General features: G+C 71.4%; 17 protein-coding genes. 10 read left to right on the top strand and 7 right to left on the bottom strand.

Features of this window, described 5'->3' with window-relative positions; all coding sequences use genetic code 11:
- The first annotated feature begins 22 nt into the window (after positions 1 to 22).
- Positions 23 to 1,201 carry an adenylyltransferase/sulfurtransferase MoeZ gene (gene moeZ, locus ACPCHZ_RS11515; protein WP_423484886.1) on the top strand — a complete coding sequence of 393 codons (1,179 nt, stop codon included), beginning with the start codon at positions 23 to 25 and terminating at the stop codon, positions 1,199 to 1,201.
- Positions 1,202 to 1,286: 85 nt separating this feature from the next.
- Complete coding sequence (locus ACPCHZ_RS11510) at positions 1,287 to 2,141, top strand: TIGR02569 family protein (RefSeq protein ID WP_264010867.1); 855 nt, start codon at positions 1,287 to 1,289, stop codon at positions 2,139 to 2,141.
- 6 nt (positions 2,142 to 2,147) lie between these two features.
- On the opposite strand, the gene ACPCHZ_RS11505 is transcribed toward ACPCHZ_RS11510, so the two are convergent.
- Positions 2,148 to 2,444 carry an MGMT family protein gene (locus tag ACPCHZ_RS11505; protein ID WP_364971821.1) on the bottom strand — a complete coding sequence of 99 codons (297 nt, stop codon included), beginning with the start codon at positions 2,442 to 2,444 and terminating at the stop codon, positions 2,148 to 2,150.
- A gap of 1 nt (position 2,445) precedes the next feature.
- The gene (locus ACPCHZ_RS11500) at positions 2,446 to 3,255 is read right to left on the bottom strand and encodes an alpha/beta fold hydrolase (RefSeq protein WP_423484885.1); all 810 of its coding nucleotides are present in this window, start codon (positions 3,253 to 3,255) and stop codon (positions 2,446 to 2,448) included.
- A 77-nt stretch (positions 3,256 to 3,332) separates the two neighbouring features.
- On the opposite strand from ACPCHZ_RS11500, the gene ACPCHZ_RS11495 reads away from it, so the two are divergent.
- A complete protein-coding gene (locus ACPCHZ_RS11495) occupies positions 3,333 to 6,470 on the top strand; it encodes an ATP-dependent helicase (protein WP_423484884.1) in 3,138 nt (1,045 codons plus the stop codon).
- Positions 6,470 to 9,703 carry an ATP-dependent helicase gene (locus ACPCHZ_RS11490; RefSeq protein ID WP_423484883.1) on the top strand — a complete coding sequence of 1,078 codons (3,234 nt, stop codon included), beginning with the start codon at positions 6,470 to 6,472 and terminating at the stop codon, positions 9,701 to 9,703. Before ACPCHZ_RS11495 ends, ACPCHZ_RS11490 begins: the two co-directional genes overlap by 1 nt.
- A gap of 13 nt (positions 9,704 to 9,716) precedes the next feature.
- On the opposite strand, the gene ACPCHZ_RS11485 is transcribed toward ACPCHZ_RS11490, so the two are convergent.
- Positions 9,717 to 10,112 carry a DoxX family protein gene (locus ACPCHZ_RS11485; RefSeq protein WP_423484882.1) on the bottom strand — a complete coding sequence of 132 codons (396 nt, stop codon included), beginning with the start codon at positions 10,110 to 10,112 and terminating at the stop codon, positions 9,717 to 9,719.
- A gap of 48 nt (positions 10,113 to 10,160) precedes the next feature.
- Here ACPCHZ_RS11485 and ACPCHZ_RS11480 point away from each other — a divergent pair, with 48 nt between their 5' ends.
- Together ACPCHZ_RS11480 and nudC are read left to right on the top strand one after the other, a co-directional pair.
- The gene (locus ACPCHZ_RS11480) at positions 10,161 to 11,255 is read left to right on the top strand and encodes a potassium channel family protein (RefSeq protein ID WP_364971814.1); all 1,095 of its coding nucleotides are present in this window, start codon (positions 10,161 to 10,163) and stop codon (positions 11,253 to 11,255) included.
- On the top strand, positions 11,252 to 12,202 hold the full coding sequence (gene nudC / locus ACPCHZ_RS11475; RefSeq protein ID WP_423484881.1) for an NAD(+) diphosphatase: 951 nt from the start codon (positions 11,252 to 11,254) through the stop codon (positions 12,200 to 12,202). The genes ACPCHZ_RS11480 and nudC overlap by 4 nt, the downstream gene beginning before the upstream one ends.
- A 12-nt stretch (positions 12,203 to 12,214) precedes the next feature.
- Here the strand turns inward: nudC and mrx1 are convergent, their stop codons facing one another.
- The gene (gene mrx1, locus ACPCHZ_RS11470) at positions 12,215 to 12,469 is read right to left on the bottom strand and encodes a mycoredoxin Mrx1 (RefSeq protein WP_364971811.1); all 255 of its coding nucleotides are present in this window, start codon (positions 12,467 to 12,469) and stop codon (positions 12,215 to 12,217) included.
- Between the two features lie 83 nt (positions 12,470 to 12,552).
- Between mrx1 and ACPCHZ_RS11465 the strand changes: the two genes are divergently transcribed.
- The 3 genes from ACPCHZ_RS11465 to ACPCHZ_RS11455 all read left to right on the top strand — a co-directional run bounded on the left by ACPCHZ_RS11465 (position 12,553) and on the right by ACPCHZ_RS11455 (position 15,445).
- Positions 12,553 to 14,673 (top strand): ATP-dependent DNA helicase UvrD2, encoded by a 2,121-nt coding sequence (locus ACPCHZ_RS11465; protein ID WP_423484880.1) that lies wholly within the window; start codon positions 12,553 to 12,555, stop codon positions 14,671 to 14,673.
- Between the two features lie 125 nt (positions 14,674 to 14,798).
- On the top strand, positions 14,799 to 15,014 hold the full coding sequence (locus tag ACPCHZ_RS11460) for a hypothetical protein (RefSeq protein WP_423484879.1): 216 nt from the start codon (positions 14,799 to 14,801) through the stop codon (positions 15,012 to 15,014).
- A gap of 149 nt (positions 15,015 to 15,163) precedes the next feature.
- Positions 15,164 to 15,445 (top strand): WhiB family transcriptional regulator, encoded by a 282-nt coding sequence (locus tag ACPCHZ_RS11455; RefSeq protein ID WP_264013562.1) that lies wholly within the window; start codon positions 15,164 to 15,166, stop codon positions 15,443 to 15,445.
- 25 nt (positions 15,446 to 15,470) lie between these two features.
- Here the strand turns inward: ACPCHZ_RS11455 and ACPCHZ_RS11450 are convergent, their stop codons facing one another.
- The 3 genes from ACPCHZ_RS11450 to ACPCHZ_RS11440 form a co-directional block, all read right to left on the bottom strand.
- Positions 15,471 to 16,802, bottom strand: a complete 1,332-nt coding sequence (locus ACPCHZ_RS11450) for an ABC1 kinase family protein (protein ID WP_423484878.1) — start codon at positions 16,800 to 16,802, stop codon at positions 15,471 to 15,473.
- A gap of 42 nt (positions 16,803 to 16,844) precedes the next feature.
- Positions 16,845 to 17,702, bottom strand: a complete 858-nt coding sequence (locus tag ACPCHZ_RS11445; protein WP_423484877.1) for a cyclodehydratase — start codon at positions 17,700 to 17,702, stop codon at positions 16,845 to 16,847.
- A 74-nt stretch (positions 17,703 to 17,776) separates the two neighbouring features.
- On the bottom strand, positions 17,777 to 19,156 hold the full coding sequence (locus ACPCHZ_RS11440; RefSeq protein ID WP_423485355.1) for a zinc-dependent metalloprotease: 1,380 nt from the start codon (positions 19,154 to 19,156) through the stop codon (positions 17,777 to 17,779).
- Between the two features lie 71 nt (positions 19,157 to 19,227).
- Here ACPCHZ_RS11440 and ACPCHZ_RS11435 point away from each other — a divergent pair, with 71 nt between their 5' ends.
- Positions 19,228 to 20,256 (top strand): YlbL family protein, encoded by a 1,029-nt coding sequence (locus ACPCHZ_RS11435; RefSeq protein ID WP_423484876.1) that lies wholly within the window; start codon positions 19,228 to 19,230, stop codon positions 20,254 to 20,256.
- The last annotated feature ends 82 nt before the right edge of the window (positions 20,257 to 20,338 follow it).

Below are 20,338 nucleotides of genomic sequence, written 5' to 3'. Positions count from 1 at the left end.
CGCAGGAACTGAGGAGATATCGGTGTCGTCACCGTTGCCGCCGCTGGTCGAACCAGCGGCCGAACTGACCCGCGAAGAGGTCGCGCGCTACAGCCGCCACCTGATCATCCCCGACCTGGGTGTCGACGGTCAGAAGCGCCTCAAGAACGCGAAGGTGCTGGTGATCGGCGCAGGCGGACTCGGCTCGCCGACGCTGCTGTACCTCGCCGCGGCCGGCGTCGGCACGATCGGCATCGTCGAGTTCGACGTGGTCGACGAGTCCAACCTGCAGCGCCAGGTCATTCACGGCCAGTCCGACATCGGGCGGTCCAAGGCGCAGAGCGCTCGCGACTCCATCAAGGAGATCAACCCGCTCGTCGACGTCCGGCTGCACGAGGTGCGGCTGGAACCCGACAACGCGCTCGAGCTGTTCGAGCAGTACGACCTGATCCTCGACGGCACCGACAACTTCGCGACCCGCTACCTGGTCAACGACGCGGCCGTGCTGGCGGGCAAGCCCTACGTATGGGGCTCGATCTACCGCTTCGAGGGCCAGGTGTCGGTGTTCTGGGAGGACGCCCCGAACGGCCTCGGCCTGAACTACCGGGACCTCTACCCGGAGCCGCCGCCGCCCGGGATGGTGCCGTCCTGCGCCGAAGGTGGCGTGCTCGGCATCCTGTGCGCGTCCATCGCATCGGTGATGGGGACCGAGGCGATCAAGTTGATCACCGGCATCGGTGACCCGCTGCTCGGCCGGCTGATGGTCTACGACGCGCTGGACATGACGTACCGGACGATCAAGATCCGCAAGGACCCGGAGACCCCGAAGATCACCGAGCTGATCGACTACGAGGCGTTCTGCGGCGTGGTGTCCGACGCGGCCGCCGAGGCCGCCGCCGACTCCACCATCACCCCCCGTGAGCTGCGCGAACTGCTCGACTCGGGTAAGCCGCTGGCACTGATCGACGTGCGGGAGCAGGTCGAGTGGGACATCAACCGCATCGAGGGCGCCGAGCTGATCCCCAAGGGTGCGTTCGAGACCGGCGAGGCGCTGTCGAAGCTGCAGGTGGACCGCACGCCGGTGTTCTACTGCAAGACGGGTGTGCGTTCGGCCGAGGTGCTGGCGATCGCGAAGAAGGCCGGATTCTCCGACGCGATGCACGTCCAGGGCGGCATCGTCGCCTGGGGCAGGCAGCTCGAACCCGACATGGTGATGTACTGACCCGACGGTCACGGTCGCGACACGACGCCGACACAAGGCTGCACGGCGCACCGACCTGCGACTTGTCGCCGGTAGCCTGTGCCGTGTGACTGACCCTCGTCCGCCGGAGCACGTGCTGGCGGCGTTCGGGCTGACCGGCCAGCGGCCGGTGGCGCTCGGGTCGACGTGGGAGGGCGGCTGGCGCTGCGGCGAGGTGGTGCTCTCGCTGATCGCCGACCACGCGCGGGCCGCCTGGTCGGCCAAGGTCCGCGAGACGCTGTTCGTCGACGGTGTCCGGCTGGCCCGGCCGGTCCGGTCGACCGACGGCCGGTACGTGGTCGCCGGGTGGCGGGCCGACACCTTCGTCGCCGGGACACCGGAGCCCCGCCACGACGAGGTCGTCTCGGCCGCGGTGCGGCTGCACGAGGCCACCGCCAAACTCGAACGACCCCGATTCCTCACCCAGCCGCCCGTCGCGCCGTGGGCCGACGTGGACGTCTTCATCGCCGCCGACCGCGCGGCCTGGGAGGAACGGCCGCTGCAGAAGCTGCCGCCCGGCGCGCGGGTGTCGCCCGGATCGGCCGACGGGCAGCGTTCGGTCGAACTCATCGGTCAGCTGGCGGGGCTGCGCAAACCCACCAAGAGCCCCAGCCAGCTGGTGCACGGCGACCTATACGGCACGGTGTTGTTCGCCGGGGCCGCCGCGCCCGGCATCACCGACATCACCCCGTACTGGCGGCCGGCGTCGTGGGCGGCCGGTGTGGTGGTCGTCGACGCGCTGGCCTGGGGTGAATCCGACGACGGCCTCATCGAGCGGTGGGCCTCGCTGCCGGAGTGGCCGCAGATGTTGTTGCGGGCGTTGATGTTTCGGCTCGCCGTGCACGCGCTGCATCCACGTTCGACCGCCGCGGCGTTCCCGGGGCTGGCCCGTACGGCTGCGCTGGTCCGGCTGGTCCTGTAGGCCGCGTCAGAACGCGTGCCGGGCCTCACTCAACCGGACGCGGCCGTCGTCGGCGAGCACACCCTCGGCGCGCAGCAGTTCGAGCTGGCGGGTGGCCAGGTGGGCGGCCGGCCTGCCTGATGCGGTGATGACGCGGTGCCAGGGCAGATCCGACGAATCGGTGCGCATGATCCAGCCGACGATGCGCGGGCTGGAAAGCCCGGCGGCGTCGGCGATGTCGCCGTAGGTCGACACCCGGCCCGCCGGGATCCTGGCGACCAGCGCACGGACGGCTTCGACCTGCTCGTCGGTGATGGGTGCCATGTCAGTGACGTTCGAGGTGGGCCCGGATGAGCGTCGCCGTCTCGGCAGGCCGGGCATGGGGCACCATGTGATCGCAATCCCACTGCAGCACCTCGAGATCCGAGCCCAGCGTCGCATCCAGTGCGGCGATCAGCTCGTCGGAGGCGTAGGGCGGCTGCGTGCGCAGGGCTCGCACCAGCGTGGTGCGGGTGCCGTCGCGGGGGAGTGCCACCGGCCGCGCCAGCTCGCTCCAGTACGACATCATCGCCGGGATGCTGATCCGCCATCCGCTGCGCCCGTTGGGCAGCTCGACCAGGTGCTCGTCGAGGTCTCGGTCCAGCTCGGCCGGATCGACCTCACCCCATGACCCGCTGGCCTTCTCGGCGCGCGCCTCGGCCCGGTCAGTGTAGTCGGGAGAGGCGAACATGTCGTCGGCGATCTCGCGCATCCATGCGCCGTCCAGCCCCACCGCGGGATCGAGCAGCACCAGGCCCGCGACCAGATCCGGGCGAGCGCAGGCGAGGTCGAGCGCCACCGCGCCGCCGAACGAGTGCCCCACCACAACGACGGGACCGCCGGCGTCGGCGTCGAGCAGTGCCGCCAGCGCCGTGGTGTTCTCCGACAGCGTCCACGGTGCGTCCCACGACGACCGCCCGTGCCCGATCAGATCGGGTGCGGCCACCGCGTATCCGGACAGATGGTGGTCAGCGAGGGTCTGCCACCGCTGACCGTGCCCGGTCAGACCGTGGACGGCGAGGATCTGCGCGGGCCGCGCGGGCCCGTACCGGTGCACGTGCAGTCGCGAGGTCACGCGTCGATGGTAGGACTCCATCCCAGCGGACGGCCCGACCGACCGTCCCGGAGGGCGACGCGGACCGACATGTCGGACCCCCGTGGTGTCATGCCCTCATGACCGCGTCACGCACCGAGCCGGCACCGACCTCGCTCACCGGCCCCGGCCGCAGCGGCGTCGTGCGTGTGCTCGGCGGCCCGGGGACGGGCAAGACGGCCCTGCTGGTCGAGACCGCCGCCGCCCACATCGCCGCCGGAACCGATCCGGAATCCGTTCTGCTGCTCACGGGTTCGGCCCGGCTCGGCGCGCAGGCCCGTGCGGTGATCACCCGTCGCATGTTGCGGGACGGCACCCGCACGGTGGTGCGCGAACCGCTGGTGCGGACGGTGCACTCGTATGCGTTCGCCGTCCTGCGGATGGCCGCGCAGCGCAACGGCGATCCGCCGCCGCGGCTGATCACCGGCGCCGAACAGGACGGCATCATCCGGGAGATGCTCGCCGGCGACCTCGAGGACGGTGACCGCTCGGCGACCGGTTGGCCCGCCGCCCTCCGCCCCGCCCTCGCCACCGTGGGTTTCGCCAACGAGATCCGCGACCTGATGGCGCGCTGCGCCGAGCGGGGTGTCGATCCTCTTGCCCTGCAACGCCTCGGCCGGTTGTCGGGGCGGCCGGAGTGGCTGGCGGCCGGACGGTTTGCTCAGGCCTACGAGCAGATCATGCTGCTGCGTGCGGCGGTCGGCGCGGCGGCGCCGCAGGCCACCGTTCCGGCGCTGGGCGCGGCCGAACTGGTCGGCGCCGCGTTGGAGGCCCTCGGCAGCGACCCCGACCTGCTCGCCGCCGAACGCGCCCGGCTGCGCGTGCTGCTCGTCGACGACGCCCAGCAGCTCGATCCGCAGGCCGCCCGGCTGGTCCGGGTACTGGCCGCCGGCGCCGAATTGACGGTCATCGCGGGCGATCCCGACCAGGCGGTGTTCGGCTACCGCGGCGCCGACCCGGCACTGCTGCGCGGCGACGGGGACGGCGCGGTCGTCACGCTCACGGCGTCGCACCGCTGTGCGTCCGCCGTCGTCGACGCCATCACCGGGCTCGCCCGCAGGCTGCCCGCCGCGTCGGCCGTGCGCCACCTCACCGGCGACACCACCCGCACCGGAACGGTCGGGGTGCGGGTGGCGGCGTCGCCGCACGCCGAGGCCGCGGTCATCGCCGACGCGCTGCGCCGCGCGCATCTGGTCGACGACGTGCCGTGGTCGCAGATGGCGGTCCTCGTCCGGTCGATGCCGCGCACCGGTTCGGCTCTGGCGCGGGCACTGTCGGCCGCCGGCGTACCGGTCGACGTGCCAGCCACCCCCGCGCCACTCGCCGATCTCCCGGCGGTCCGCGCGCTGCTGACAGTGCTCGAAGCCACCGCCGACGGCCTCGACGGCGCGCGGGCCCACGAGCTGCTCACCGGGCCGATCGGCCGAGTCGATCCGGTGTCACTGCGGCAGCTGCGCCGGGCGCTGCGCCGGGCCGACGGCAGCCGGCCGCCGCGCGACTTCGCCGACCTGCTCGTCGCGGCGCTGGAAGACGGGCCGTCGGGCCTGTCCCCGGAGCAGCAGCGCCCGCTGCGTCGCATCCACACCGTGCTGACCGCGGCACGCCGCAGTGCCGCCGCGGGGGCCGACCCGCGGGACACGCTCTGGCAGGCCTGGCATCGCTCGGGTCTGCAGCGACGCTGGTTGTCGGCGAGCGAACGCGGTGGCCCGGCCGGCGCGCAGGCCGACCGCGACCTCGACGCGGTCACCGCGCTCTTCGATGTCGCCGAGCAGTACGTGGGCCGCACGGCCGGCGCCTCGCTGCGAGGTCTGATCGACCATGTCGCCGCGCTCGGGCCGCCGCCACCGCCGCGCGACCAGCGGCCCGCACCCGACGCGGTCGCGGTGCTGAGCGCACACGCCGCACTCGACCGGGAGTGGGAGTTCGTGGTGATCGCAGGGCTGCAGGAAGGATTGTGGCCCAACACGGTTCCACGCGGCGGGGTGCTCGGCACACAGCACCTCGTCGACGTGCTGGACGGCGTCGCCGCCGCCACCGACCGTGAGCTGTCCAGCCGCGCGCCCCTGCTGGCCGAGGAACGCCGCCTGCTGATCGCCGCACTCGGCCGGGCCCGCACCCGGGTGCTGGCCACCGCCGTCGACAGTGAATCCGGCGACGAGGCCGCGCTGCCCTCGCCGTTCTGCCACGAACTGGCAGCGCTGGCCACCGATCCCCGGCCGGAGCCCGATCTCCCCGCCCGCGCCCCACGGGTACTCGCCCCCGCCGTGCTGGTCGGCCGGTTGCGCGCGGTGGCCTGTGCGCCGGGAGACGGTTCCGACGGCATCGCCCGCGAGTGCGCCGCAACGCAATTGGCGCGGATGGCCGCGGTGGGTATCCCGGGCGCCGACCCCGCGCAGTGGTACGGCATGACGCTGGTGTCGAGCGCCGAGCCGCTGTGGTCGGGTACCGATCACACCGTCACGCTGTCGCCGTCGACGCTGCAGACGCTGACCGACTGCCCGCTGCGCTGGCTGCTGGAGCGCCACGGCGGCAGTGACGCCCGCGACGTGCGGTCGGCGGTCGGGTCGCTCGTGCACGCCCTGCTCGCCGACCCCGGCCGCACGGAGAGCCAGTTGGTCAACGAGCTCGAAACAGTCTGGCGGCAGCTGCCGTTCGAGGCCCCGTGGCACGCCGACAACGAGTTGACGCGGCACCGCGCCATGCTCGCGGGTTTCGCGCAGTGGCGCGAGCAGACCCGCCGCGACCTCACCGAGGTGGGCACCGAGGTCGACGTCGACGGGCTGATCGCCGAGCCCGGCGCCGACGGTGCGCCGGGGGTGCGTGTCCGCGGACGGCTGGACCGGCTCGAACGTGACGACGCCGGCCGGCTGGTCGTGGTGGATCTGAAGACCGGCAAGAGCCCGGTCACCAAGGACGACGCGCAGCGCCACGCCCAGCTGGCCATGTACCAGCTGGCCGTCGCGGCCGGCCTGCTGTCCGACGGTGACCAGCCCGGCGGCGGTCGGCTGGTGTACCTCGGTAGGGCCACCGCAGGCGGCCCCGCCGAGCGCGAGCAGGATGCGCTCACCCCCGAGGCGCAGCAGCAGTGGCGGCAGCAGGTCAGCCGGGCCGCGGCGGCGACGCAGGGTCCGCAGTTCGTCGCCCGGATCAACGACAGCTGCACCCACTGCCCCGTCCGTGGCAGCTGCCCCGCCCAGTCAGCTGGAGAAGAGAGGTGATGACACCCCGCTACAGCCCTGCCGAACTCGCCTCGGCGCTGGGTGTTTTCGCGCCCACCGAGGAGCAGGCCGCCGTCATCGCCGCACCGCCGGGTCCGCTCGTGGTGATCGCAGGCGCGGGTGCGGGCAAGACCGAGACCATGGCCGCACGGGTGGTGTGGCTGGTGGCCAACGGCTACGCCACGCCCGGCGAGGTGCTCGGCCTGACCTTCACCCGTAAGGCCGCCGGCCAGCTCCTGCGCCGGGTGCGCAGCCGGCTGTCCCGGCTGGCGGGCGTGGGGCTGTTGCCCGGCGGCGACGACGCCGACCCGGCGACGGTCAGCACCTATCACGCCTTCGCGGGCACGCTGTTGCGCGACTACGGGCTGCTGCTGCCGGTCGAGCCGGACACCCGGCTGATCAGCGAGACGGAGCTGTGGCAGTTGGCCTTCCGGGTGGTGTGTGAGCATCCCGGTGAGCTGCAGGTCGACAAGACCCCGGCCGCGGTGACGGCGATGGTGCTGCGACTGGCCGGACAGCTGGCCGAGCACCTGGTCGACACCGATCAGTTGCGCGACACCCACATCGAGCTGGAGCGGCTGGTGCACACCCTGCCCGCGGCCCCGTACCAGCGTGACCGCGGTCCCAGTCAGTGGCTGCTGCGGCTGCTCGCGACGCAGACCGAGCGAACCGAACTCGTGCCGCTGATCGACGCGCTGCACCGCCGGATGCGGGCTGACAAGGTGATGGACTTCGGCATGCAGATGGCGGCCGCCGCCCGGCTGGCTGCCGAGTTCCCGCAGGTCGGCGCCCAGGTGCGGCAGCGCTACCGGGTGGTGCTGCTCGACGAGTACCAGGACACCGGCCACGCCCAGCGGATCGCGTTGTCGTCGCTGTTCGGCGGCGGGGTGGACGACGGTCTCGCGCTCACCGCGGTCGGCGACCCGATCCAGTCGATCTACGGCTGGCGCGGCGCATCGGCCACCAACCTGCCCCGGTTCGCCACCGACTTCCCGCATGCGGACGGCACCCCGGCGCCCACGCTCGAACTGCGCACCAGCTGGCGGAATCCGCCGCGGGCGCTGCGGCTGGCCAACGAGGTGTCGGCGGAGGCCCGCCGCCGGTCGGTGGCCGTGCGCGAGCTGCTGCCCCGCCCCGGGGCCGAGCCAGGCACCATCCGCTGCGCGCTGCTGAACGACCTGGCAGCCGAACGGGAATGGGTGGCCGACCAGGTGGCCGCGCTCTACCACGGTGCGGGCGACGACGTGCCCACGGCCGCGGTCCTGTTGCGCCGCAACGCCGATGCCGCGCCCATGGCCGATGCGCTGACCGCGCGCGGTGTCCCGGTCGAGGTGGTCGGCCTGGCCGGGTTGCTCTCCATCCCCGAGGTGGCCGACGTGGTGGCGATGCTGCGGCTGCTGGCCGATCCCACGGCCGGTGCGGCCGCGATGCGAGTGCTCACCGGTCCGAGGTGGCGCCTCGGCGCCAAGGACGTCGCCGCGCTGTGGCGGCGCGCCGTCGAACTCGATGACACCGCGGCGCCGGCAGGATCAGCGTCCACCGAGGAGATCGTGGCCCGTACCGCACCCGACGCCGACGCCGCCTGCCTCGCCGACGCCGTCTGTGATCCCGGCGCGGCGGAACGGTATTCGCCCGAGGGCCATCGCCGGATCGTCGCGCTGGGCCGTGAGCTGACCGCCCTGCGCGCGCATCTGGGTTTCCCGCTGCCCGAGCTGATCGCCGACGTGCGACGGGTACTGGGTATCGACGCCGAGGCCCGTGCGGCCCAACCCGTCGGCGCAGGCTGGGCAGGTGCCGAGCATCTGGACACGTTCGCCGACGTGGTCGCGGATTTCGCGGCCCGGCCGGGCGCCACCGTGAGCGGACTGCTGGCCTACCTGGACGCCGCCATGGTGGTGGAGAACGGGCTGGCGCCCGCCGAGGTCTCGGTGTCGGCCAACCGGGTGCAGATCCTCACCGTGCACGCCGCCAAGGGGCTGGAGTGGCAGGTGGTCGCCGTACCGCACCTGAGTGCACGGGTGTTCCCGTCCACCGCCCAGCCGCGGACGTGGCTCACCGATCCCGCGGACCTCCCACCGCTGCTGCGCGGCGACCGCGCGACGGCGGCCGACCACGGGGTCCCGGTGCTGGACACCTCCGACGTCAACGACCGCAAGATGCTGTCGGACCGCATCCACGAGCACAAGAGTCGTCTGGAACAGCGCCGTGTCGACGAGGAGCGCCGGCTGCTCTACGTCGCGCTCACCCGCGCCGAGGACACACTGCTGCTCTCGGGTCATCACTGGGGCGCCGCGGAGTCCAAACCGCGGGGGCCGTCGGACTTCCTCTGCGAGCTCAAGGACATCATCGACCGGTCGGTGGCCGACGGCGACCCGTGCGGAGTCGTCGAACACTGGGCTCCCGCCCCGGCCGACGGTGAGCCGAACCCGTTGCGCGAGAACGTCGTCGAAGCTGTCTGGCCACCGGATCCGGCGGGTGGACGGCGGGCCGACCTCGATCGCGGCGCCGCGCTGGTGACGCGGGCGATGGCCGGCGAACTCCAGCAGGACGCCGATGTCGACGGTTGGCGGGCCGACGTCGACGCGCTGCTGGCCGAGCGGGAGCGCACCGGGCGGTCCGCGCAGGTCGTTCTGCCCGTACAGGTCTCGGTGAGCACACTGGTCGACCTCGGCAGGGATCCGGCGGCGGCCACGCAGCGGCTGGCCCGCAGGCTGCCGATGCGACCGGACCCACATGCACTGCTGGGCACGGCTTTTCACGACTGGGTGCAGCGCTTCTACGGCGCCGAGCGGTTGTTCGACCTCGACGACCTGCCCGGTGCGGTGGACAGCGACCTGCGCCGCGGCGAGGCCGAGGCCTTGGCCGAACTGGAGGCCGCGTTCATGGTGTCGCCCTGGGCGGCGCGCATCCCGATCGACGTGGAGGTGCCGTTCGACATGGTGATCGACGACACCGTCGTGCGCGGGCGCATCGACGCGGTGTTCGCCGACGACGACGGCGGCGTCACGGTGGTGGACTGGAAGACCGGCGAGCCGCCCGACACCGACCGGGCGCGCACCCAGGCCGCCGTGCAGTTGGCGGTGTACCGCCTGGCCTGGGCCGCGCTGCAGGACTGTCCGGTGTCCTCGGTGCGCGCGGCGTTCCACTACGTGCGCACCGGCGAGACCGTGCGTCCGGCCGTCCTGCCCGGCGTCGACGAACTGGCCGCGCTACTGAACCAGGAGGCGGCCTGACCGGTGCGGCGTCCTAGGCCTCGCGGTAGACCTTGAGCGCCTGGGTGATCATCGGGATCTGCAGGGGGAGGCGGGCGATCGCGACCACCCGCATCGGCCACGGCTTGTCCCACCACAGCCGGACCATGTTGACGTTGCCGGGTAAGACCGCGAGGTACAGCGCCACCGCCGCCAGCGCGCCCACCTTGCGGGTCTGAGGCGCGATCAGCAACCCGCCCGCCGCGAGTTCAGCGACCCCTGAGGCGTAGGTGTAGAACCGCGCGGTGCCCGGCAGTTCGGCGGGGATGATCCCGTCGAACGGTTTGGGCGCCACGAAGTGCAGCACCCCCATGCCGACGAGCATCGCGCCCATCTTGGCTCCGCGTGACGAGCCGGCGATCCGCTGCAGTTCTGGTGGGAGAGAGGTCATGGTTACATTGTGACGTGCGCATCGCCGGGCGAACGATGAACGGTCCCCGTGGCCAAAGGTAGGTTGCGACGTCGGCTCGCCGCGGTAGACCAGGATCTGACCAACCGGCCGGACGCCGACCTGGTCGACGTCCTCTCGATTCCGGAGCCGTTCGTCAGCCCGGCCCGCCGGATCGTCATGCGGATGATCTACGCGTTGTCCGCGCTGTTCGCCGCGGTCCTGATCGTCTACCTCGACCGGCACGGCTACCGCGACATCGAGAGCGCCCCGGACGCCGACAACCCGTTGTCGTTCCTGGACTGTCTGTACTACGCCACGGTGTCGCTCTCGACGACCGGCTACGGCGACATCACGCCGGTGACCGATTCGGCCCGCCTGGTCAACGTGCTGGTGATCACCCCGCTGCGGGTCGCCTTCCTGATCGTGCTGATCGGCACCACGGTCGAAACCCTCACCACGCAGTCGCGCCAGGCGTTGAAGATCCAGCGATGGAGGAACAAAGTGCGCAACCACACCGTCGTCATCGGCTACGGCACGAAGGGCCGCACCGCCGTGGCGGCGATGATCGGCGACGAGGTCGCCCCGGCCGACATCGTGGTCGTCGACGAGAACCCCACCGCCCTCGAACGCGCCAAGAGTGCGGGCCTGGTCACGGTGCGCGGCAGCGCCACCGACTCGGAGGTGCTCCGGCTGGCCAGCGCCCAGCACGCGAAGTCGATCATCGTCGCGACCAACCGCGACGACACCGCCGTGCTGGTGACGCTGACCGCCCGCGAACTCGCCCCCAACGCCAAGATCATCGCCGCGGTCCGCGAGGCCGAGAACCAGCACCTGCTGCAGCAGTCCGGGGCCGACTCCACGGTGGTCACCTCGGAGACCGCGGGCCGGCTGCTCGGGATCGCGGTGCAGACACCGAGCGTGGTGGAGATGATGGAGGACCTGCTGACCCCGGACGCCGGCTTCGCCATCGCCGAGCGGGAGGTCACGCCCAAGGAGGTGGCCGGCTCACCCCGGCACCTGTCCGACATCGTGCTCGGCGTGGTGCGCGACGGGAAGCTGCTGCGCGTCGACGATCCGAAGGTCGATGCGCTCGAACCCGGTGACCGGCTGCTGCACATCCGCAGCGCGGACGCGGAGCGATGACCTCCGGCGTGCCGGAGCGACGGGGGACCAGGCTCAGCCTGCGCAACGTCCCGCTGCTGTCCAGGGTCGGCGCCGACCGGGCCGACACGCTGCGCACCGACGTCGACGCCGCGGTCGCGGGCTGGGCCGACGCCCTGCTGCTGCGGGTGGACCGGCGCAACCAGGTACTGATCGGCGGTGGACGGGTGGTGCTCGGACCGGCCGCCGCGCTCGGTGACGCGCCCCCCGACCACGCTGTCTTCCTGGGCCGCCTCGACGACGGCAGGCACGTCTGGGCGGTGCGCGGCGAGTTGGAGCCGCCCGAGGATCCCGAACCGGTGGAGGTGCTCGACCTGCGTCGGGCGGGGCACATCTTCGACGACGTCAGCGCCCAGCTCGTCTCGACCGCCACGGCACTGCTCAACTGGCACGACAGCGCCCGGTTCAGCCCGGTCGACGGCGCCCCGACCCGACCGATCAAGGCCGGCTGGGGCCGGTCGAACCCGCTGACGGGCCACGAGGAGTTCCCGCGCATCGACCCGGCGGTGATCTGCCTGGTGCACGACGGCCACGACCGCGCGGTGCTGGCCCGCCAGACGGTGTGGCCCGAACGGCTGTTCTCGATCCTCGCGGGCTTCGTCGAGGCGGGCGAATCGTTCGAGGCGTGCGTGGTCCGCGAGATCGCCGAGGAGGTCGGGCTCACGGTGACCGACGTCGAGTACCTGGGCAGCCAGCCGTGGCCGTTCCCGCGCTCGCTGATGGTCGGCTTCCACGCGATCGGTGACCCCGAGCAGGAGTTCTCCTACAACGACGGGGAGATCGCCGAGGCGGGCTGGTTCACCCGGGCGGAGATCCGCGACGCACTCGAGCACGGGGACTGGAACAGCCGCTCGCCGTCGCGGCTGCTGCTGCCCGGATCGATCTCGATCGCCAGGGAGATCATCGAGTCGTGGGCGGCCCAGGACTGACGTCGCCGTCGGTTATCCGGCGAGTTTGGCCTTGACGTCCTTGATGCTCGGGTTCGTCAGCGTCGAACCGTCCGGGAACTTCACGGTCGGCACGACGTGATTGCCGCCGTTCACCGACCCGACGAACTCGGCGGCGGCCGGGTCGGCCTCGATGTCGACCTCGCTCCAGGAGATCCCCTCGGACCTCAGGGCGGTCTTGAGCCGCGAGCAGTACCCACACCACGAGGTGGTGTACATGGTCAAGGTGGCGGTATCGGAAGCAGTCATAACGGATTCAACCTAACCGATGGGCCGAACATGCCCGGCACTGCGGCGGGCGTTTGTCACACCGCCCTGTCAAGATGGACCGCATGTCGGTAGAGGCCCGCTCGTCGCTCGAGCCGCTGCTCACCGACCTCGACGACGAACAGCGCGAAGCCGTGCTGGCTCCCCGCGGGCCGGTGTGCGTGCTGGCGGGCGCAGGCACCGGCAAGACCAGGACCATCACCCGGCGCATCGCCCACCTCGTCGCCGCCGGGCACGTGGCGCCGGGCCAGGTGCTCGCCGTCACGTTCACCTCACGGGCGGCCGGTGAGATGCGCGCCCGGTTGCGTGCGCTGGACCAGGACTCCGACGCCAGCACGGCATCGGTGCAGGCGATGACGTTCCACGCCGCGGCGCGCCGCCAGCTGCAGTACTTCTGGCCGCGGGTCGTCGGCGACACCGGCTGGCGGCTGCTCGACAGCAAGTTCTCGGTGGTGGCGCAGTCGGCGAACCGGGCCGGGATGCAGTCCTCCACCGACGACGTGCGCGATCTCGCCGGTGAGATCGAATGGGCGAAGGCGTCGCTGATCAGCCCTGAGGGCTACGCCGCCGCGGTCGCCGAGATCGGCCGCGACATCCCGTTCGACGCCGCCCGTATCGCCGCGGTGTACGCCGGTTACGAGGCGCTCAAGGCCCGCAACGACGACGCCGCGCTGCTCGACTTCGACGATCTGCTGCTGCACACCGCCGCGGCGATCGAGAACGACGCCGCGGTCGCGCAGGAGTTCCGGGACCGCTACCGCTGTTTCGTCGTCGACGAGTACCAGGACGTCACGCCGCTGCAGCAGCGGGTGCTCGACGCCTGGCTCGGTTCCCGCGACGACGTCACCGTGGTCGGCGACGCGAACCAGACCATCTACTCCTTCACCGGCGCGACGCCCCGCTACCTGCTCGACTTCTCCCGGCGGCACCCCGAGGCCGCGGTGGTGCGCCTCGAACGCGACTACCGGTCCACGCCGCAGGTGGTGTCGCTGGCCAACCGGGTGATCGCCGCCGCGCGCGGGCGCATCGCAGGCAGCAAGCTGCACCTGGTGGGGCAGCTTGCACCGGGCCCCGAGCCGACGTTCTCCGAGCATCCCGACGAGGTCGCCGAGGCGGCGTCCGTCGCCAAGGCGATCGCCCGGCTCATCGAGTCGGGCACCTCCCCGGCCGAGATCGCTGTGCTGTACCGCATCAACGCCCAGTCGGAGGTCTACGAGGAGGCGCTCACCGAAGCCGGGGTGGCCTTTCAGGTGCGCGGCGGCGAGGGCTTCTTCAGCCGCCAGGAGATCCGTCAGGCTCTGCTCGCCCTGCAGCGCGCCGCGGAGCGGGCCGAGGACGACGGGGCCGGGGCCGCACTCGGTGAGGTGGTGCGCGGCCTGCTCGAGCCGCTCGGGCTGACGGCCGAGGCGCCCGCGGGCGTGCGGGCCCGCGAACGCTGGGAGGCGCTCGCCGCGCTGGCCGAACTCGTCGACGAAGAGGTGGCGCTGCGGCCGCATCTCGACCTGCGCGCCCTCGTGGTCGAGCTGCGTCAGCGCGCCGACTCCCGCCATCCACCGGTCGTGCAGGGCGTCACGCTGGCGTCGCTGCACGCCGCCAAGGGTCTCGAGTGGGACGCGGTCTTCCTGGTCGGGCTCGCCGACGGCACGCTGCCGATCTCACACGCCCTGACCCACGGCCCCGACAGTGAACCCGTCGAGGAGGAACGCCGGCTGCTCTACGTGGGCATCACCCGGGCGCGCGTGCACCTGGCACTGAGCTGGGCGCTGGCCCGCGCGCCCGGCGGCAGGCAGGGCAGGCGGCCGTCGCGCTTCCTCAACGGCCTCGCACCGCAGGCCTCGTCGGACACCGGCCCCGGTCGGCCCCGTCGCCAGAAGGGCGCCACCCCGCGCTGCCGGGTCTGCAACGGCGCGTTGACCACTCCGCCGGCGATCATGTTGCGGCGCTGCGAGTCCTGCCCGTCCGACCTCGACGAGGAACTGCTCGGGCGGCTCAAGGAGTGGCGGCTGCAGACGTCCAAGGAGCTGAAAGTGCCCGCGTACGTGGTCTTCACCGACAACACGCTGATCGCCATCGCCGAGACGCTGCCCACCGACGACGCCGCGCTGGTGGCGATTCCGGGCATCGGTGCGCGCAAGCTCGAGCAGTACGGGCCCGATGTCCTGGCCCTGGTGCGCGAGAGGGGCTGAAGGCGGCCAGGAATCGCAAAGATTCCGCCAAAAGCGCAGGTAGAAAATAGGTTGTGCGGCTGCGCTGTTAGGCTTAGCCTCGAATCACACGTTGGGCGACGAGTCGGAAGGAGGGTGCCCGGATCATGATCAGCAACACGAACGCGTTTGTCGGTGTAGGCGTTGCCGGTATGTCGCGGACCCTCCACGTCGTCGCCGGCACCTCCGCCGTCGCGGTGTATCACGCGTCCGCGGCTGCCGCCGCCGCTATTGCGGCGTGGCCTGCCGCCGCCATTCCGGCGCCGCGCAAGCGCCGCGCCGCCACCGCGACTCGTCCGTCCGTGATTCGGGGCACCACCTAGGTACGCCTTCGACACGCCACATGGCCACGGACCCGCAGTCACCGGATCCGTGGCCAGAGTTTTTTCGGAGATGATCCGAGCACCTGGTCCCAGATCCATCAGAAATCAGATGGCCGAGGAAACAACGACCAGGAAGCAGGAATCAACTGATGTCGCAGGGTATGTGCCTCGAGCGGAAGCTGCCGGCAGTGCCGTGTCACCTCAACGACCCCGACATGTGGTTCGCCGAGAGTCCGGCCGACCTCGAACGGGCCAAGGCACTGTGCGCCGACTGCCCGATCCGGCGTGAGTGCCTCAACGCCGCGCTGGAACGGCAGGAGCCGTGGGGGGTGTGGGGCGGGGAGATCCTCGACCGTGGCACCGTCGTGGCACGCAAGCGTCCGCGCGGGCGTCCGCGCAAGAACACCGAGGGGAATCCGGCGGCGGCCTAGTGTCGCCGCCGGGTTTCCCGGACGGTCATGCGGCGTCGGCGAATCCCGGAACCAGTTCCAGCGCAATGGCTTTGACGGGCACGTGCGCGTCGAGCTGACACGAGATCGCCACCGACGAGGCGATCACCCGCATCGGGATGGCGAGCTTGGCCGGGATGTCCATCTGCCTGGCCGTCTTGATCTGGGCGACCGATTTGTCCAGCTGCACGGCGGTCATCTTCTGCAGCCACTTGCGGGTGAAGTGGAAGGTTCCGGCCTGAAGCGGCTCCACGTACTGCCGCAGCATGTCGTCGACGTCCTGCACCGACACCTTCTCGCCGGGCTGGATGAACCCGATCTTCTCCATGGTGGCGATCAGGTTGTCGTAGTCGTCTTCCAGTGCGTAACGCATGATCCGGCCGAGTTCGACGGGGAGCCCGCCCGGCAGGGGAGCGACCGCGCCGAAGTCGATGACGCCCATCCGTCCGTTCGGCATCAGCATGAAGTTCCCGGGGTGGGCGTCGCCGTGCATCATGTCCAGCCGGCGCGGCGCGCTGTAGGTCAGTTCGGCCAGCCGGGTGCCCATCAGGTCGCGTTCTTCGGGGCTGCCCTCGCGGATGATCTGCGACATCGGGATGCCGTCGATCCATTCGGCGATCAGCACCTTGGGCGCGCTGGCGACGATGCGGGGGATGACGAACTTCGGGTCGTCCTCGTAGGCCTTCGCGAAGGCGCGCTGGTTGTCGGCTTCGAGCCGGTAGTCCAGTTCCATCTCGGTGCGCTCGATGAGCTCGTCGACCACGCCGTCGACGTCGGCGCCGGGGGCGAGCTGCTTGAGCACATTCGTCATGCGCTGCATCGTCTTGAGGTCGGCGCGCAGTGCCTCGTCGGCGCCCGGGTACTGGATCTTCACGGCGACCTCGCGGCCGTCGGCCCATACCGCCCTGTGCACCTGGCCGATGCTGGCCGAGGCGACGGGCTGGTCCTCGAACGAGGTGAATCGCTGGCGCCACTTGGTGCCGAGCTGGCCGTCGAGCACCCGGTGCACCTTGGCCGCGGGCAGCGGCGGGGCCTCGCGTTGCAGCTTGGTCAGCGCCTCGCGGTAGGGCTTGCCGTACTGCTCGGGGATGGCGGCCTCCATCACCGACAGCGCCTGGCCGACCTTCATCGCTCCGCCCTTGAGGTCACCCAGCACGGTGAACAGCTGCTGGGCGGCTTTGTCCATCAGTTCGGCGTTGACCTCGTCGCGTGACTTGCCGGTCAGCCGCTTGCCGAAGCCGAGTGCGGCACGGCCAGCCATGCCGACGGGCAGGCTCGCGAGCTTCGCATTACGGGCGGCGCGCCCGCGTTTGATGTCAGCCACCAGTCCATCATCCACGACTCGGCTGAACGGCCCGTCACCAACTGGCAACAATCGTTTTCAGCAGCTGCAGCGGGGATGACGCGACCAGTGCCGGGCCACGATGGAGTGCCTGCGGACGTCGAATTCGAGGGTGGTGTCCAGCGTCGGCGGCGGATCGGCGGGCCGGCGTGCGTCCCCGGATTCGCGGACCGCCCTGATCACCCGGTCGACCTGGTCGAGGGCGAGCGCGGCGGTGGCCAGCAGCGTCGCCCGGTTCGCGGAGCCGACGGTGCCGCGCAGTTGCGCCGCCACCGCGGGCCAGGCCGAATCACGGTCGCTGCGATGCAGGTCGGCACACTCCAGGCAGCTGGTGCGGCCGGGGATCACCAGCGGTCCGATCACGCCTGCGCCGTCGCGGATGTGTACCGGAAGGTGTGGCATCGCCGCGTCGTGCAGCTGCTGCACGACGCGCGGTTCGGTCACCAGGTAGTCGGACAGCACCACCAGATCCGTCGATTCCGCGGTGACCTCGGCGTGCGACAGCCTGCTCTGGAAGACCCGGGCGCCGGAGCACCGCAGGCCGCCGGCCAGCAGGTCCGACAGCGGGCCGCGCCCGTGGATGCGGACCGACGCGGTGCGGGTCCGGTGCGTGCGTGCCGACGTGCGCGTCACCGTGACGATGCCGGCGTCGACCAGCGCGGCCAGCAGGTCGTCCAGTGCGGCGGCATCGGACAGGCCGGCGTCGGTGGCGGCGGCGCGCAGGCCGTCGAGGGTGACGCCGCCATGCATCATGCGCAGCAGGCCGGTCAGAGCGGTGGGGGTGACGCCGTCCGGCGGGCGAATCAGTAGTGCGCGCCGGGGATTCCACCCGATCTGCACCTGACCGTCGGGCCGCAGCAGCACCGGCATCGACGGGTCGAGCGCATAGCGCGTCATGCGATGACTGTGCCACGGTCGCCAGACCCCGCCACGGGTTATCCACAGGGCTCTGACGGCGACGCGAGGACGGCCTAGTTGGCCCCGCCCTTGTCGTCGTCCTTCTTGTCGTTCTTCTCGAACTCGGCGATGACGTCCTCGATGCCGCTGGTGTCGCCGCCCAGCACACGGTCGATGAAGCCGGCCGGTTCGTCCAGGTCGGACGAGTCCGGCAGCAGGTCGGGGTGCTGCCACACCCCGTCGCGTGCATCGGCGCCGACGGCGTCGGTGAGCCGCTCCCACAGCAGGGCGGCCTCGCGCAGCTTGCGCGGCCGCAGTTCCAGCCCGACGAGGGTGGCGAAGGTCTGCTCGGCGGGTCCGCCCGTGGCGCGGCGTCGGCGCAGCGTCTCCGACAGCGCCGAGGTGCCGGGGATGCGGTCCCCGAGTGCGGCGATGACGACGGTCTGCACCCAGCCCTCGACCAGGGCGAGCAGCGTCTCCAGCCGTTCCAGCGCGGCGACCTGTTCGGGGGTGGCCTTCGGCTCGAAGATGCCCTGGTTGAGCAGCTGTTCCATCTCCGAGGGGTCGCCGAGCGAGGCGGGGTTGAAGCCGCGCGCCAGGTCTTCGATGCCGCTCATGTCGATCTTCATGCCGCGGGCGAAGGCCTCGACGGCGCCGAGCAGCTGCGACGACAGCCACGGCACGTGGCTGAACAGCCGGTGGTGGGCCGCCTCCCGCGCGGCGAGGAACGTCAGGATCTCGCTGCGGGGCAGTTCGAGCCCCTCCGACAGCTGTTCGACCGCCTCCGGCATCAGGGCGGCCACTCCCTTGGGGCCGAGCGGGAGCCCGATGTCGGTGGAGGTCAACACTTCTCGCGACAACGTGCCCAGCGCCTGGCCGAGTTGCGAGCCGAAGGCCATGCCGCCCATCTGCGACATCATCGCCAGCAGCGGGCCGGCCATGCTCTTGGCCTCTTCGGGCAGTGCCGACGCCCACACCGTGGAGATCTGTTCGGCCACCGGGTCGCACAGCCGCTTCCAGGTCTGCAGGGTGTTGTCGAGCCAGTCCGACGGTGTCCAGGCCACCGCCCGGGTGGTGCCCGCGGGCAGCGGGGTGACGCCGTCGAGCCAGGTCTCGGCCAGCCGGACCGCGTCGGCGATGGCCGAACTGGTCGACTCCGGTACCGGTGCGACGAAGCCGATCGAACTCGACGCGATCTGGCGGGCCAGGTCGTAGTTGACCGGTCCGGCCTGCCCGCCCGGGGTCATGGCGCTGGCGCCGCTGAACATCTCACCGAGCTTGGTGAAGATCTGGCCGAGATCGGACATGTCGAAGCCGGCCCCGCCCGCGCCGAACGGATTCGATGGCCCGCCCGCACCGGAACCCGGGTCGGGGTCCTTCTTGCGGTCACGTTCGGGGTCGTCTCCAGAGTTGAACCCGAAGGGCAGGTCAGCCATGCCGTCAACGGTACTCACCATGGGCGGCCTGTGCGGGTGCGCGGGTCACGCTGAGAGTGAACCGCCCCCCGGCCTCTACTGTGGGCGGCGTGAACAGGCGGGTTTTGACGCTGCTGGTGGCGCTCGTGCCGATCGTGGTGTTCGGGGTGCTGCTGTCGGTGACGACGGTGCCGTATGTGTCGCTGGGCCCCGGGCCGACGTTCGACACCCTCGGTGAGGTGGACGGCAAGCAGGTCGTCGACATCGAGGGCCCAGGCGCCGACGTGCACCCGACCTCCGGGCACCTGAACATGACCACCGTGTCGCAGCGCGACGGCCTGACCCTGGGCCAGGCGCTGGCGCTGTGGACGTCGGGCCGCGAGCAGCTGGTGCCCCGCGACCTGGTCTACCCGCCCGACAAGTCCAAGGACGAGATCGACGAGGCCAACAGCACCGACTTCCGGCGCTCCGAGGACAACGCCGAGTACGCGGCACTGGCCTACTTGAAGTACCCCAAGGCCGTCACCGTCGAGTCGGTCACCGACCCCGGGCCGTCGGCGGGCAGGCTGCAGGCCGGCGACGCCATCGACGCGGTCAACGGCAAACCCGTCGCCACCCTCGACGAGTTCCAGGCGATCGTGAAGGCCACCCGGCCCGGTGACGCCATCACCGTGGACTTCCGCCGCAAGAACGCCGACGACGGCGAGACCACGATCACGCTGGGCAAGCACCCCGACGGCGGGCAGGGCTTCCTCGGCGTCGGTGTGCTGGACGCGCCGTGGGCCGACTTCACCATCGACTTCAACCTGGCGAACATCGGCGGGCCGTCGGCGGGCCTGATGTTCAGCCTGGCCGTGGTCGACAAGCTGACCACCGGCGACCTCAACGACGGCAGGTTCGTCGCCGGTACCGGCACCATCACCGCGGACGGCGAGGTCGGCTCGATCGGTGGCATCACGCACAAGATGCTGGCGGCCAAGGAGGCCGGCGCCTCGGTGTTCCTGGTGCCCGCCGACAACTGCGCCGAGGCGAAGACCGATCCGCAGGACGGCCTCGAGTTGGTCAAGGCGGAGAATCTCACGCAGACGGTCGACGCGCTGAAGACGCTTTCCGCTGGTGGCGAACCGCCCCGCTGCTAGGTCGCGGCACCCCGTCGGGTGCGTAGAGTTGGTGCCACGTCGACAGACGTGCCTTCGATGGACTTCCCCAGAACTGGAGTGA

The organism is Mycobacterium sp. NPDC050041 (genome assembly GCF_049541695.1).
Taxonomy (GTDB): domain Bacteria; phylum Actinomycetota; class Actinomycetes; order Mycobacteriales; family Mycobacteriaceae; genus Mycobacterium.
The sequence above is the reverse complement of the archived record's forward strand: the minus strand, read 5'-3'. Positions and strand labels throughout refer to the sequence as shown.

Excerpts from the sequence above, each read along its gene's own strand:
- ACPCHZ_RS11505 (WP_364971821.1), bottom strand. The coding sequence starts at position 2,444 with ATGGCACCCATCACCGACGAGCAGGTCGAAGCCGTCCGTGCGCTGGTC.
- ACPCHZ_RS11500 (WP_423484885.1), bottom strand. The coding sequence starts at position 3,255 with ATGGAGTCCTACCATCGACGCGTGACCTCGCGACTGCACGTGCACCGG.
- ACPCHZ_RS11495 (WP_423484884.1), top strand. The coding sequence starts at position 3,333 with ATGACCGCGTCACGCACCGAGCCGGCACCGACCTCGCTCACCGGCCCC.
- ACPCHZ_RS11490 (WP_423484883.1), top strand. The coding sequence starts at position 6,470 with ATGACACCCCGCTACAGCCCTGCCGAACTCGCCTCGGCGCTGGGTGTT.
- ACPCHZ_RS11485 (WP_423484882.1), bottom strand. The coding sequence starts at position 10,112 with ATGACCTCTCTCCCACCAGAACTGCAGCGGATCGCCGGCTCGTCACGC.
- nudC (WP_423484881.1), top strand. The coding sequence starts at position 11,252 with ATGACCTCCGGCGTGCCGGAGCGACGGGGGACCAGGCTCAGCCTGCGC.
- mrx1 (WP_364971811.1), bottom strand. The coding sequence starts at position 12,469 with ATGACTGCTTCCGATACCGCCACCTTGACCATGTACACCACCTCGTGG.
- ACPCHZ_RS11465 (WP_423484880.1), top strand. The coding sequence starts at position 12,553 with ATGTCGGTAGAGGCCCGCTCGTCGCTCGAGCCGCTGCTCACCGACCTC.
- ACPCHZ_RS11460 (WP_423484879.1), top strand. The coding sequence starts at position 14,799 with ATGATCAGCAACACGAACGCGTTTGTCGGTGTAGGCGTTGCCGGTATG.
- ACPCHZ_RS11455 (WP_264013562.1), top strand. The coding sequence starts at position 15,164 with ATGTCGCAGGGTATGTGCCTCGAGCGGAAGCTGCCGGCAGTGCCGTGT.
- ACPCHZ_RS11445 (WP_423484877.1), bottom strand. The coding sequence starts at position 17,702 with ATGACGCGCTATGCGCTCGACCCGTCGATGCCGGTGCTGCTGCGGCCC.